We start from the raw sequence: 13,984 nt of genomic DNA, 5'->3' as shown, positions 1-13,984 counted from the left end.
CATCGGGGAGGTGGCAGGATGACCTGTGAGGCAGCGGTCGGCTTCCATTTCATCAGTTGATAAGGCCATGTTTACTGGCGTCGGTTTGATCGCGTTCATCTGTATTTTTGGCGCGGGGCTATTGGGCTTCGCGCTTCGCAGGTTTTTGCCCGAACACCACCGGACGGATGAAACAGGCAAGACGGTGCACAACGTCATGGGCGTTGTCGCGCTGCTTGCGGCGCTTGTGCTCGGCCTTCTGGTTGCCAACACGAAATCGAGTTTTGATTTACGAAGCCAGGAAATCCAGCAATTCAGCGCCAATCTGACGCTGCTCGACCGTGAGCTGGTGCATTTCGGCCAGGATGCTGCAAAGATGCGCGAAATGCTGCGTGCATTCACGGCACACAAGATCGCACAGTTGTGGACCGATCGCGACGCCGAGTCAGCGAAGGATGCCGCCGAATCGGTGCGGCTTCTCGACGAGATCGAGAGCAACCTTCGCCTGTTCGCACCGAAGAACGAAGTTCATATCGAAGGCCGCAAGAATGCACTCGACATCATCCGCGACTTGAAGCGCACCAGTCGCCTTTTGTCAGTCCAGCAAATCAACGCGACGCCGCGTCCGTTTCTGATCGTCGGCATTTTCTGGCTCAGCGTGCTGTTCCTGTGCCGTGCGATATTCGCTCCGTTCCACGGCACCGTGATCGCCGCATTCTTTCTCGCCGCACTGTCGGTGTCGGTGGCGATCAATCTGATCTTCGATATGGACCGGCCGTTCACAGGCTTCATCAAGGTGTCGCCTGTGCCGATGCAACAGGCGCTGGACTGGATGAAGTCTTAGTTTGGGACCTGCCGCAGCATGGCCGGAACGATGATCCGGTGAAACGGCATGATGGTCGCGAGATAGACCCGGCCGGGCAGGTTGTGCGTCATCACCAGCGTGGTGGCGGTGACCTGACGATTGGGACCATTGCCGGTCACGTCCACGATCACGCGGAAGTCGAGATGCTTGTCGTCGAATCCCGCCACCAGTCGCTGCGGCGTCTCGCTGATGACCGGAAACGGTCCGATGGAATCCGCGACAATGGTTTTCCTGTGCGTCGGTGTCTTGAGGCCGAGCGGCGCCACGACAAGATTGCGCAGCTTCATCAGGGCGGTGATCCAGCTAGGTCCGCGCAGAAACATCCGTTCTGCCGCCTGCCGTGCGTCGAGGGTGTCGTCGTTCACCGCGACACGAAACGAATCGCCGAACTGCGCGCCGGGCAGCAGTCCTTTCATTCCGGTGTCTGGTTCAAAGTCCTGAACGTGAAACGCCTGAACGCTCATGCTGCAAGCCTCAGCCGCTGCGTCAGGGCGTGGAAACGCAGCACCAGCAGGATGGCATAGATGCCGGTGCCGATCGACAGGCCGATCCAGACGCCGATTGCGCCCAGATCAGTCCAGAACGCGAGGCCGTAAGAGGCGGTGAAGCCGATGGCCCAGTAACTGATGGCGGCGAGCAGCAGCGGGATGCGCGTGTCGCTGAGACCGCGAAGCGCGCCGGCGGCCACGGTCTGGATGCCGTCGGCGATAAAGAAGGTCGCGCCGACCAGCATCAGCGTCGCGGCGAGTTCGACGGCAGCCATGCCCTGATGCGTATCGCCGAAAAAAAGTCGCGCGAGATCAAACCGCACGACAATGACAGCGAGCGTCATGGTCGTCATGAATACAATGCCGAGAATCGTCGCAACGGCTCCAGCGCGCCGGATGGCAGCCGTGTCACCGCGCCCGAACGCCTGTCCGACGCGCACGGTGGCGGCCATGCCGATGCCGAACGGCACCATGAACAGGATGGCCGCGATCTGCAGCGCGATCTGATGCGCCGCCAGGGCGCTCGTGCTGATCAGGCCCATCAGAAGACCCGCGCCGGAGAACAATCCGTATTCCAGCAGGAACGACAGCGCGATCGGTGCGCCGATCACCACAAGCTGCCGCATCAGCGGCCAGTCGAACCGCCAGAACCGGCCGAGCACGTGAAATTTTTTGAACGGCCGCTGGCTGTAGGTGAACCACAGCGCTGCCGCACACATGCCGAAGTTCACTGTGGTGGTGGCGACGCCCGCGCCCAGCAATTCGAGTTTCGGCATGCCCCAGTGGCCGTGGATCAGTGCGTAACCGAGCACGGCATTGGCCGGGATCGCGGCCAGTGTGATCCACAGGCCTGGCTCCGGGCGATTGACCGCGCCCATGAAATTGCGGATCGCCATGAAGCACAATGCGGGCGCCATGCCGGGCGCGAGGCCGAGCAGATAGCGTTGCGCAAGGCGTGCATTCTCCGGCGCCTGACCGAGCAGGATCAGGATCTGCTCACCGAACAGCGGCAGCATCATCATCGGTACGCAGAGCAGCAGCGCGGCCCACAGGCCGACACGCAACGCGCGGCGGACGATGCGCGGTTGACGCGCGCCCAATGCCTGCGCGGCCAGCGGCGCGACAGCGGACACCAGTCCCATGCCGATCACGAAGGCAACGAAGAACACCGTATGCGCCAGCGACGCTGCGGCGACCGCGGTGTCGCCGAGCCGCCCGATCAGCGCGAGATCGGTGGTCATCATGGCGATCTGCCCAAGTTGCGTCAGCGCAATGGGCATTGCCAGCTTGATCGTTTCGATGAATTCGGTCGCAGTGGCGCTTCTGGCGAAGCTGGCCACACCGGTCGCGGAGCCGGACTCGGCTTTGTCGAGGGATGTCATGGAGCATGCCTTAGCACAGCGGTCGGCCAAATCATGGCCGGTTCCGGGGCGTCATTGCGAGCGAAGCGAAGCAATCCAGCGCAGAAAGCAAGAACTGGATTGCTTCGTCGCAAATGCTCCTCGCAATGACGAGCTGGTCCTCGTCTCACTCGGCGTGCGAAGAGACCTCACACGTCCACGTTGGCGTCGAGCGAGTTATCCTGGATGAACTCGCGGCGCGGTTCGACCACGTCGCCCATCAACTTGGTGAAGATGTCGTCGGCGGCGTCGACTTCCTTGACCTTCACCTGCAGCAGCGAGCGGGCGTTGACGTCGAGCGTCGTTTCCCACAACTGCTGCGGGTTCATTTCGCCGAGGCCTTTGTAACGCTGGTAGGCGACGCCCTTGCGGCCTGCATCGGTCACCGCCTCGAACAGGCTGACCGGGCCGTGGATCGGCGTTTCGGTGTCCTTGCGGCGGAGTACGCTGCTGCGCGGATAGGCTTCCTGCAGCGCCGCGGCATATTCATCGAGCTTGCGCGCCTCGGCGGAGCCGAGCAGCGCATCGTCGATCATGGCGACGTCCTTGACGCCGCGCACGGTGCGCTCGAAGAAATAGCCTTCGCCTTCCCTGAAAGTGCCGATCCAGCCGCGCTCGACCTCGTCGGCCAGCGCATCGAGGCGCTTGGCGATGTAGTCGGCGGCCTGGTTGGCGGTCTCGACGTTGCCGACCACATGAGGGCTGAGCACGCCTGCGATCGCAGCCTGTTCGACGACCGTGCGGTTGTAGCGGCTGTGCAGGCTGTTCAGGATGCCGCGGATGACGCGCGCGTCCTCCAGCAGCGCCTGAAGGTCGCGGCCCTTGCGGTCCTCGCCTGACGCCAGCTTCAGAACACAGTCGTCGAGCCCGGTCTCGATCAGGTAATCTTCCATCGCGCGCTCGTCCTTGAGGTACTGCTCGGACTTGCCGCGGGTCACCTTGAAGAGCGGCGGCTGCGCGATATAGAGGTAACCGCCGTCGATCAGCTGCGGCATTTGCCGGAAGAAGAACGTCAGCAGCAGCGTGCGGATATGTGCGCCGTCGACGTCGGCGTCGGTCATCACGATGATCTTGTGATAGCGCAGCTTGCTGATATCGAAGTCGTCGCGGCCGATGCCGGTGCCGAGCGCGGTGATCAGCGTGCCGATCTGCTCAGACGAAAGCATCTTGTCGAAGCGCGCACGCTCGACGTTCAGAATTTTACCACGCAGCGGCAGCACGGCCTGGAATTCGCGGTTGCGGCCCTGCTTGGCGGAGCCGCCTGCGGAATCACCCTCGACGATGAACAGTTCGGATTTCGCCGGATCGCGTTCCTGACAGTCGGCAAGCTTGCCGGGCAGCGAGGCGATGTCCAGCGCGCCCTTGCGGCGGGTGAGATCGCGCGCCTTGCGCGCGGCTTCGCGCGCGGCAGCGGCTTCCATCACCTTGCCGACGATGGTCTTGGCTTCGCCGGGATGTTCCTCGAACCACGCGGAGAGTGCAGCATTCAGCACGTTCTCGACCACGGGCCGCACTTCCGAGGATACCAGCTTGTCCTTGGTCTGCGATGAGAACTTCGGATCGGGTACCTTCACCGAAAGCACAGCGGTGAGGCCTTCGCGGCAGTCGTCGCCGGTCAGCGCGATCTTTTCCTTCTTCGCCATGGCGTCGGCATAACCGGTGACCTGACGCGTCAGCGCGCCACGGAAGCCCGCCAGATGGGTGCCGCCGTCGCGCTGGGGGATGTTGTTGGTGAAGCAGAGTACGTTCTCATGATAGCTGTCGTTCCACCACATCGCGACTTCGACGCTGATGCCGTTCTGCTCCGAACGCATCACGATGGGGATCGGCACCACGGGCTTCTTGTTGCGGTCGAGATACTTGACGAATTCCTCGACGCCGCCCTCGTAGAACAGCTCCTCGCGCTTCTCGACCGCATGGCGCATGTCGGACAGCAGGATGTTGACGCCGGAATTCAGGAACGCGAGCTCGCGCAGGCGATGCTCGAGCGTCGCGAAATCGTATTCGACGTTGGTGAAAGTTTCGGTCGATGCGAGGAAAGTGACTTCGGTGCCGCGCTTGCCGTTGGCGTCGCCGACCACTTCGAGCGGAGCGACCGCGTCGCCGTGCTTGAACTGGATGTAGTGTTCCTTGCCGTTGCGCCAGACCCGCAATTCCAGCTTGCTCGACAGCGCGTTGACCACGGAGACGCCGACGCCGTGCAGTCCGCCGGACACCTTGTAGGAATTCTGGTCGAATTTTCCGCCGGCGTGGAGCTGGGTCATGATGACCTCGGCCGCCGAAATGCCTTCGCCCTTGTGAATGTCAGTCGGGATGCCGCGGCCATCGTCGCGTACGGTCACCGAGTTGTCGGGATTGAGCACGACTTCGACGCGGGTAGCGTGGCCGGCGAGCGCTTCGTCGATGGCGTTGTCGACGACTTCGTAGACCATGTGATGCAGGCCGGAGCCGTCATCGGTGTCGCCGATATACATGCCCGGACGCTTGCGGACGGCGTCGAGACCCTTCAGCACGCGGATCGATTCAGCGCCGTATTCCGCCCCTGGATTGTCCATAGGTTCGGCGCTGGTTTGCCGGGCTGGTTCGGTCATGAGTTGCCTTCGAAATTGGTTCGGCAGAGAGATCGAATCGGATCGCGAAAAACGCGCCTTCGATTGTCAATTTGTGCCATGAAAACAGTTAAGCTCCTAGGACAAAGTGTCGTCGTGCAAGCCATTGAATAGATGGGAATATTTGGCTGTTTTTCAAGACTCTGAAACGGCATTTTCGGGGCTGTGGAAAAGCCTGATTCGGACCGTCTGCGCAGGCTCCGTTGGCGACGATTTTGGCTTGCGATTCCGGCTCACGCGCGGCGCGAAACCTGGCCGCCCTCGACATCGAAAACGTCCGCGCCTGCACCGACGTCGATGAAGGCCGCAGGGTCCGCCCCGGTCATCCAGACCTGCGCGCCGAGCTTTGTAAGTTCCTCGAACAGCGCAGCGCGGCGTCCGGGATCGAGGTGTGCGACGACTTCATCGAGTAATAGCAATGGTGTGATGCCGGTCATCTCAGCAACCAGACTGGCATGGGCCAGCACGAGGCCGATCAGCAGCGCTTTCTGTTCGCCGGTGGATGCATCGCGCGCCGGCATGTTCTTCGGCGCGTAGATCACCATCAGGTCTGTCAGGTGCGGTCCGTTCAGCGTGCGCCCGGCGGCGGCGTCTTTGGCGCGGCTCTCGCGCAACATCTCGCGGTAGCGGTCCTCCACGGCGGTGGCCGTGTCGGTGAGCAGGGCATTCTCCATCCAGCCGTCGAGCGCAATCAGCGCGGAGGGAAACGCCGACGCCGACCCGCGCGCGGCAAGCATTCCCGCGAGGCGCTGCAACGTCTGTCCGCGTTGCGCGGCCACCGCGACGGCGAGTTCAGCGGTTTCGCGCTCGATGGCGTCGCACCAGTGCGGGTCGAAGTTGCGGTCTTCCAGCAGGCGGTTTCTCGAACGCAATGAGCGATCCAGCGCCGAGACACGGCTCGAATGCTCGCTGTCGATGGCGAGCACCAGCCTGTCGAAGAAGCGTCGGCGTTCTGAGGCCGCGCCCATGAACAGGCTGTCCATCGCCGGCGTCAGCCAGACCATGCGCAAATGATCACCGAAGGCACTCGCGGAGGTGACCGGCTCACGATCGATGCGCACACGGCGTGGCGAGGTTGTGCCGTCCGCGCGCGGCGCATCGATGCCGGTGCCGAGGGTGGCGAGGCCGAGTTCGCCTTCGACTTCTGCCGATACCGCCCATGATCCGTCGCCTTGGATATCCGCGACATCGTCCAGCGTGGCGCGGCGCAGGCCGCGTCCCGGCGACAGAAACGAAATCGCTTCGAGGCAGTTGGTTTTTCCGGCGCCGTTGGGGCCGACCAGCACCACGACATCGCCCCGCGTCTCCACGCTCGCCGCGCGGTAGTTGCGGAAATGCGTGAGGCTGAGGCGCAGGATGCGGGAGACGGTCATTAGTGGCTCAAAGCGATCCCTAAAGACGTGGATGGCCGGGACAAGCCCGGCCATGACGCGATCTAGTCAGCATGTGAGTGAGCAGAAAGAGCCTCACACCCGCATCGGCATCAGGACGTAAAGCGCACCCTTGGAATCCTTGTCCTGCACCAGCGTTGGCGAACCGGGATCGGCCAGCCGCAGCACGGCGACTTCGCCTTCGATCTGCGCCGCGATGTCGAGCAGATAGCGCGAGTTGAAGCCGATATCGAGCGGGTCGGACGCATACTCGACTTCGAGTTCTTCCGTCGCGCTTCCGGAGTCCGGATTGGTCACGGACAGCACCAGCTTGCCGGCGGACAGGGCGAGCTTCACGGCGCGGCCGCGCTCGCTGGAAATCGTCGAGACACGGTCGACCGCTGCCTCGAAATCCTTTTTGTCGACGATCAGTTCCTTGTCGTTGTTCTGCGGAATGACGCGGCCGTAGTCCGGGAAGGTGCCGTCGATCAGTTTCGAGGTCAGCACGACGTCGCCGATGGTGAAGCGGATCTTGCCCTGCGACAGCTCGATCTTGAGTTCTGCCTCGTTGTCCTCGATCAGGCGCTGAACTTCGCCGACGGTCTTGCGCGGCACGATGACGCCCGGCATGCCCTCGGCGCTTTTCGGCAGCGGCAGATCGACCTGCGCCAGCCTGTGGCCGTCGGTCGCTACTGCGCGCAGTGTCGCTTCCTTGGCGCTGCCGGCGGCGTGCAGATAGATGCCGTTGAGATAATAGCGGGTCTCTTCCGTCGAGATCGCGAACTGGGTGCGATCGATCAGCCGCTTCATATCGGCGGCGGCCAGCGTGAATGAGTGGGTCATGTCGCCGGCGGCGAGATCCGGGAAGTCGCTTTCCGGCAGCGTCTGCAGCGTGAAGCGCGAGCGTCCGGCGCGGATCGCGAGGACCGATCTGTCGCCGTCGCCTTCGAGAACGATCTGCGACCCGTCGGGCAGCTTGCGGACGATGTCGTAGAACATGTGCGCAGGAACGGTGATCGCCCCACCGGTGCCGGTTTCGGCGGCCAGCGTTTCGGTCACTTCGAGGTCGAGGTCGGTGGCCTTCAGGCTGAGGCGCGACTTGCCGGCGCGGATCAGCACGTTGCCGAGGATCGGAATGGTGTTGCGGCGTTCGACCACGCGATGAACGTGGCTCAGCGATTTCAGGAGTAGCGCGCGCTCGACGGTAACCTTCATGACAATTCCGCCCGATCCCAAGTCTGGACTTTCAAGTCCCGGAGCAAGTCCGTAGATCCGGACGAGTCCACATCGTTATTGGAGGTGCCGGTCGGCTGGACAGCACGCGCCGGCGACTGAAACCCGCGGCCCTGACGAAACGGAGGTTTCGCCGGGGTCTCGGGGGACCGTAAGGTGACGCGGTTGGACGCGAAGCGCAAGGGTAGGGGCCGCTTAGAAGCGGCTTTCCCCCTTTGTTATCTCAGCTATTCCAAGCCCTGTGGACTGGATCACTCCTGCAACTGGCGCTTCAGCAGTTCGACCTCGTCGGACAGGGTGAGGTCCTTGGAGACCAGCGCCTCGATCTTGCGGACGGCATGCAGAACCGTGGTGTGGTCGCGGCCGCCGAACCGGCGTCCGATTTCGGGCAGCGAGCGCAGCGTCAGCGTCTTGGCGAGATACATCGCGACCTGACGCGGGCGAACCACATTGGCGGTCCGGCGCGACGACAACAGATCCGAGCGGCTGACATTGTACTGCCGGGCCACCACGCGCTGGATGTCCTCGATCTTGACCCGCTTCGGCTCTATCGGCCGGACCAGATCGCGCACTTCGCGCTCGGCCATTTCCAGCGTCACCGCGGTGGCGTTGAGCTTCGAGTGCGCCAGCAGGCGGTTGATCGCGCCTTCAAGGTCGCGGCCGTTATGGGTGATGGTCTTGGCGAGATATTCCAGCACCGGCATCGGCACGTCGAAGGTGGCGTGATGCGCCTTCGCCGCGGAGACGCGCGACTTCAGGATTTCGAGCCGCAACTCTTCGCCGAGCGATCCCATTTCGACCACGAGGCCACCAGCGAGGCGCGAGCGCACCCGGTCGTCGAGGCTCTCCAGATCGGACGGCGGCCGGTCGGCGGCGATCACGACCTGACGGCCGGCGTCGATCAGCGCATTCAGCGTATGGCAGAATTCCGACTGGGTCGATTTGCCCTGCAGGAACTGCAGGTCGTCGATCACCAGCACGTCGATGCCGCGCAGCGCTTCCTTGAAGGCAAGCGCGGTCTGCGACTTCAGCGCGGCGACGAAGCCGTACATGAACTTCTCGGCGGTGAGATACAGCACCTTGCGCTCGGGATTGGAATTCCCGGCCCATGTCACCGCCTGCAGCAGATGGGTTTTGCCGAGGCCCACACCCGCATGAATATAGAGCGGGTTGAACATCACGCTGTCGCCGCGGCGGCCTTCGGCGACCTGACGGGCGGCGGCATGCGCCAGCGTGTTGGAACGGCCCATCACAAAGGTCGCAAATGTCAGACGCGGATCGAGCGGCGAACCGCCGAGCGCCTCGTGGCTGGCCGAGACCGGCGCGGTGGCGGTATTGCGCAACTCGGGCGCGGGCCGGCTCTGGTTGCTGTCGGCGCGACGTTCGTCTTGCGGCGCCTTCGCGTCCTTGACAGGCGCGGCGCAGCGCATCGCGGTGCGCACCGTGATCTCGACGCGCTTGACGCTCGGCGCTTCCGACTGCCAGCAAGTCAAAACGCGGTCGGCATAGTGGGCCTGAATCCAGCTCTTGAGGAACTTGGTCGGCACCGTCATGTGGACGCAGTCGTCATGGATCCGCTCCAGGTCCATGCGCGCGAACCAGCTGGTGTAGAAGTCCTCGCCGACGTTGGTCCGGAGCCGTCCCTTGAACCGGGCCCACTGATCGCGTTCGACGTCTGCCAGTCCGAGGTTCGTTGAGATTGTTTCTGCCGAGATTGTCATTTGCGTTCTGATCTTCTGGTTGATGTGTGATCCGGCGCTGTGGTCGCCGTGAAAATGGGTGGGGCCGCCCGCCGACATGCGCTTCCTCCGTCGTCCTCAGACGCTCCGCCGTTCGGCGCTGATCGCCGCGTGGCATGGCTGGGTCGGGAGGGAAGGCGCGTGTGGCGTTAGCGCGTACTGTGCTGGACTGGCGGACCGCAGGGGGCAGCTGGCGCGTTCACTGAAACAACATCGCTGGAAATAAATGCTGCAAAGTTGTTCTGCCGGCTCTGGCTGCTGGACATAGAAATTCCCCCTCCTGCCGCGAGAAATTCACGGCAAGTTGTTGTCGCCTTGATCTGTTCAAATCTTTTGTTCGTCCGATCCGCTGATCGATCAGACTTCAACCCGCTTCGTCTTGCCCGTCCAACCCTGTCCCCTGTCTTTCGAAGCCGGTGGATGTTTTCCTCTGTGCGGCTTCTCACTTTTGATCCGGGGTCCGGGGTGATCCGGCCGCGGTGGAGAATTTTCGCACAGGGGACCGGCCTCACAAATCATATGAGTTCGGATCCGACCATCGCTTGGAAAGAGTCGCTAGCTTGCAGACTGTCCTGACTTGCATGCCCGCCCAAGGTTCTCAAACCGCTCTGATCAGAAGAGCCATGGACGACGTGACGTAATAAGAAATACACGAGGCGCGTCTACTCGCAACGGAATTGATTTCGCATCGCGCGCTCAAAGCGCGACTTGCAACCGATGTGAAACGGGCGCGTCTTCATGACGAAACGGCAAGGTTTTGAATCTGTGCGTAGATTCGAGAAGTCGGACAACTGTCACAAATCCACCGATCGCCAAAACTTCCTTCATAAATAATTTAAGATTCATCAGGCGGCGCCTGCGTTTTCGAAGTGCTGCTGAGCGCTATGCCGATAAGGTCTTCGTCAAACGGGTTTTTTTGTGATCGGCAGAGCAGGGTAACCCCTGTCAGGATTTTGGAGTCGGTGTGCTCGCGTACTTGCATTTTCAAAAGATCGAAGGCGCAGCGCGCGCTGTTCGCACATGCACTCTCTGCGGTGCCTGCGTGCCGCCGGTTGGATCGCGATGAAGAATGTTTGCGAACGATCAAGCCAACGCAAAAGAAAAAGCCCGGCGTCGGCCGGGCTTTTTTGTCAGTCAGCTTTTTCAGATTGCGCTGCGGAACTTACTTCGCGAGCTTGGCGATCTGATGCGTCAGGCGCGACACCTTCCGGCTCGCGTTGTTCTTGTGAATGATGTTGCGCTGTGCGGCCTGCATCAGGTCCGGCTCGGCCTGCTTCATCGCTTCGAGTGCTGCGGCGCGGTCGCCCTTCTTGATGGCGTCCTCGACGTTGCGAACCGAGCCGCGCATCTGGGTGCGGCGCGACTTGTTGACGAGGGTACGGCGGGCAATCTTGCGCGTCGCTTTTTTGGCAGAGGTGGTGTTGGCCATGGTCTCTCGGTTTCTCTCGGTCGGTCAGTCAGCGGCTGTCATATCGAGCCAGCAGAGCGATCGATATCGACCGTTCGGCCGATGCTGGGTGAAAATCGGGTGTTCCTGAAAATGTTCTTTCCAAAGAGCTTGCTTAAAACGACACGCTCTTAAAGAACATCGGCGGCAGGATTGCGCCCGCCGCCAGTCGGGGCTCTTATAGGGATACTGGCCTGCACCGTCAACGATTTCCGGGCCTATTTTGGCCCAATCGGGACCGTTTAGGGGGCCCTGCCGGGTCTCGGCGAAGTGACTGGAATATAGGGGGTGAACGATGATCCGTGGGTTTTTTCGTCTGATCGGGCTGTTTCTGTTGGTTATCGGCTTCCTGTCGCTGGTTTACGATGGGGCCCGGACCATTGCCGACCAGACGCTGCGGATCACGCGGCTTGGTGAACTGTGGAACGACATCAATCAGGCCAGCCAGCAGTCGTTTCAGGCCATGGTCGAGGGCGTCTCGCCGCTGCTCTGGAACAGCGTGATGAAGCTGCTGCTCAACCAGCCGGCCTGGGCCGTGATGGGCATTCTGGGCATCCTGCTGATGCTGCTGTTCCGGCCCAGCAAGCCGTTGATCGGCTATTCGCGGAATTGACCGGCGGAGGTTCGTCCAGCGAATGAAACTCGCGAACGCGATCACCGGAATTTCAAGAGCCGATGCCGGACATATGATGAGCGATCGGTGCGTAACGTCCTGACGCGGGCGGCGTACAGCGAGCTATATAGTGTGAAGCGAACCCTTAAAGGAGCAAGCCATGTTCTTCTCCCGCAAACCTCTCGATCTGCCGAGCGCCGCCGAAGCCCTGCCGGGCCGTACGGCCCCGCTGCCGACCGCCAGAACGCATTTCGTCAACGGTCATCCGCTGAAAGGCCCTTATCCGGAAGGCTTGGAGACCGCTGTGTTCGGCCTTGGCTGTTTCTGGGGCGCCGAGCGCAAGTTCTGGGAAATGGACGGCGTCTATGTCACCGCGGTCGGCTATGCCGGCGGCTCGACGCCGAACCCCACTTATGAAGAGACCTGTTCGGGCTGTACCGGCCACACCGAAGCGGTGCTGGTGGTGTTCGATCCAAAGAAGGTGTCTTACGAGGCCCTGCTGAAGACGTTCTGGGAAAGTCACGATCCGACCCAGGGCATGCGTCAGGGCAACGACATCGGCACGCAGTATCGCTCGGCGATCTACACCACCAGCGACGCGCAGTTGAAGGCGGTGCTGGCCTCGAAGGACGCCTACAACAAGGCGCTCAACGCCAAGCGGTACGGCTCGATCACCACCGAGATCAAACCGGCTGGTGAGTTCTATTTTGCCGAGGACTACCACCAGCAATATCTGGCGAAGAATCCCGGCGGCTACTGCGGTCTCGGTGGAACCGGCGTGTCCTGCCCGATTGGAGTGGGTGTCAGCGCGTAACGCATGATCCGGAAAAGTGGGAACCGGTTTTCCGATCAGATCATGCGCAACTAACCCCGCGCTTACCCTTTGTTAACCATACATGCCGCAAACCGGGCCTGTCTCTCATTCAGAGGACAGGTCCGGAGCGTTTTATGCGTGCGTCGCGATGGTCGCTGATCGCTGTCGTTGTCACTGCGCTCGCGCTGTCGGGCTGCATGCAGACGTCCGCGTCGGTGACGACCGGCTACGCACCGGTCGATGAGCCGTATCGGCTTGATGCCGGCGACAGGCTGCGCATTGTCGTTTACGGCCAGGAAGGCCTCACCAACACTTATGCTGTCGGCGCGAGTGGATCGATCACCATGCCGCTGATCGGTTCGGTGCCCGCGCGCGGCCTGACGCCGGCTGAACTCGCCGCGGCGGTCACGGCGCGGCTGAAGAAGGGCTATCTGCGCGAGCCTTTCGTGGCCGCGGAGGTCGAGAGCTATCGCCCGTTCTTCATCCTTGGTGAAGTCGCTGCTCCCGGACAATACCCTTATGTGCCGAACATGACCGCGGAGAGCGCGGTGGCCATTGCCGGCGGTTTCACGCCGCGCGCGCAACGCAATGCCATCCGGCTGACCCGTGTCGGCGAAGGCGGGGCCGCGCAGGCGGTTGTGCCGCCCGGCACATTCCTCAGGCCCGGTGATACCGTCGTTGTCGGCGAACGGTGGTTCTGAGACGCCTCTATTTCAAATTCTTGCTGAAGAACGCGAGGCTGCGCTGCCAGGCGAGATCTGAGCTCGCCTTGTCGTAGCTGGCGCGCTCGTCGCAGCCGAAACCGTGCTGCGCGCCCGGATAAACGAACACCTCGACCTCCGGCCGCTTCGCCTTGATCGTCTCGACATCGGCGAGCGGAATGCCGGTGTCCTTCTCCCCGAAATGCAGCAGCGTCGGCACGGTGGGTTTGTCGTCGGCAAACCGCACGACCGCGCCGCCGTAGTAGCCGACCGCGGCGGTTAGTCCCTTCAGCTTGGTCGCTGCGGCATAGGCGATGCTGCCGCCGAGGCAGAAGCCGATGATGCCGACCGGGCCGATGGATGTCACGGCGTCGATGGCGGCTTGCGTGTCGCGCAGCATCGCCGGCCAGTCGGGATTGGCGACGAATTTGCGCGCCACCGCCACTTCATCCGGCGAATATCCGGACTGAAAATCCGGCTCGATGCGATCGAAGATCGCCGGCGCGATGGCGACATAGCCCTCGTTCGCCAGCCGGTCGCAGATGTTGCGGATGTGCGAATTGACCCCGAAGATTTCCTGAATCACGACAATCGCGGCTTTCGGCGCGGAAGCAGGATCGGCGCGATAGCCGCCGAGCTTGAATCCATCCGAGGCGGTCAACGTGATGCTGTGTCCCATGCGGACGTCCTTCCTTCAGGTATCGGAAATGCTACGGGTGCGATGAG

The 13,984-nt window shown here is 62.2% G+C and carries 12 protein-coding genes; 4 read left to right on the top strand and 8 right to left on the bottom strand.

Annotated elements, in window-relative coordinates:
- The first annotated feature begins 67 nt into the window (after positions 1-67).
- On the top strand, positions 68-823 hold the full coding sequence (locus YH63_RS06365) for a DUF4239 domain-containing protein (RefSeq protein ID WP_046828329.1): 756 nt from the start codon (positions 68-70) through the stop codon (positions 821-823).
- On the opposite strand, the gene YH63_RS06360 is transcribed toward YH63_RS06365, so the two are convergent.
- The 7 genes from YH63_RS06360 to rpsT form a co-directional block, all read right to left on the bottom strand.
- Positions 820-1,308 (bottom strand): DUF2867 domain-containing protein, encoded by a 489-nt coding sequence (locus YH63_RS06360; protein ID WP_046828330.1) that lies wholly within the window; start codon positions 1,306-1,308, stop codon positions 820-822. The two genes, YH63_RS06365 and YH63_RS06360, sit on opposite strands and share 4 nt — an antisense overlap.
- The gene (locus tag YH63_RS06355; protein ID WP_083992620.1) at positions 1,305-2,714 is read right to left on the bottom strand and encodes an MATE family efflux transporter; all 1,410 of its coding nucleotides are present in this window, start codon (positions 2,712-2,714) and stop codon (positions 1,305-1,307) included. Before YH63_RS06355 ends, YH63_RS06360 begins: the two co-directional genes overlap by 4 nt.
- Before the next feature lie 167 nt (positions 2,715-2,881).
- Positions 2,882-5,323 (bottom strand): DNA topoisomerase (ATP-hydrolyzing) subunit B, encoded by a 2,442-nt coding sequence (gyrB, locus tag YH63_RS06350; RefSeq protein WP_046828331.1) that lies wholly within the window; start codon positions 5,321-5,323, stop codon positions 2,882-2,884.
- Between the two features lie 251 nt (positions 5,324-5,574).
- Entirely contained in the window at positions 5,575-6,714 is a 1,140-nt protein-coding gene (gene recF, locus YH63_RS06345) for a DNA replication/repair protein RecF (protein WP_046828332.1), read from the bottom strand.
- A 93-nt stretch (positions 6,715-6,807) separates the two neighbouring features.
- On the bottom strand, positions 6,808-7,926 hold the full coding sequence (gene dnaN / locus YH63_RS06340) for a DNA polymerase III subunit beta (protein ID WP_046828333.1): 1,119 nt from the start codon (positions 7,924-7,926) through the stop codon (positions 6,808-6,810).
- 269 nt (positions 7,927-8,195) lie between these two features.
- The gene (gene dnaA / locus YH63_RS06335) at positions 8,196-9,665 is read right to left on the bottom strand and encodes a chromosomal replication initiator protein DnaA (RefSeq protein WP_046829715.1); all 1,470 of its coding nucleotides are present in this window, start codon (positions 9,663-9,665) and stop codon (positions 8,196-8,198) included.
- 1,180 nt (positions 9,666-10,845) lie between these two features.
- Positions 10,846-11,112, bottom strand: a complete 267-nt coding sequence (gene rpsT, locus YH63_RS06330; protein WP_046828334.1) for a 30S ribosomal protein S20 — start codon at positions 11,110-11,112, stop codon at positions 10,846-10,848.
- A gap of 313 nt (positions 11,113-11,425) precedes the next feature.
- Between rpsT and YH63_RS06325 the strand changes: the two genes are divergently transcribed.
- The 3 genes from YH63_RS06325 to YH63_RS06315 all read left to right on the top strand — a co-directional run bounded on the left by YH63_RS06325 (position 11,426) and on the right by YH63_RS06315 (position 13,258).
- A complete protein-coding gene (locus YH63_RS06325; RefSeq protein WP_046828335.1) occupies positions 11,426-11,743 on the top strand; it encodes a hypothetical protein in 318 nt (105 codons plus the stop codon).
- A 160-nt stretch (positions 11,744-11,903) separates the two neighbouring features.
- Positions 11,904-12,557 (top strand): peptide-methionine (S)-S-oxide reductase MsrA, encoded by a 654-nt coding sequence (gene msrA, locus YH63_RS06320; protein ID WP_046828336.1) that lies wholly within the window; start codon positions 11,904-11,906, stop codon positions 12,555-12,557.
- Between the two features lie 134 nt (positions 12,558-12,691).
- Positions 12,692-13,258 carry a polysaccharide biosynthesis/export family protein gene (locus YH63_RS06315; protein WP_046828337.1) on the top strand — a complete coding sequence of 189 codons (567 nt, stop codon included), beginning with the start codon at positions 12,692-12,694 and terminating at the stop codon, positions 13,256-13,258.
- Positions 13,259-13,265: 7 nt separating this feature from the next.
- Here the strand turns inward: YH63_RS06315 and YH63_RS06310 are convergent, their stop codons facing one another.
- Positions 13,266-13,937, bottom strand: a complete 672-nt coding sequence (locus YH63_RS06310) for a dienelactone hydrolase family protein (RefSeq protein WP_046828338.1) — start codon at positions 13,935-13,937, stop codon at positions 13,266-13,268.
- Positions 13,938-13,984 lie beyond the last annotated feature (47 nt).

The organism is Afipia massiliensis, from assembly GCF_001006325.2.
Taxonomy (GTDB): domain Bacteria; phylum Pseudomonadota; class Alphaproteobacteria; order Rhizobiales; family Xanthobacteraceae; genus Afipia; species Afipia massiliensis_A.
This window is presented reverse-complemented; position numbering and strand designations above follow the sequence as displayed.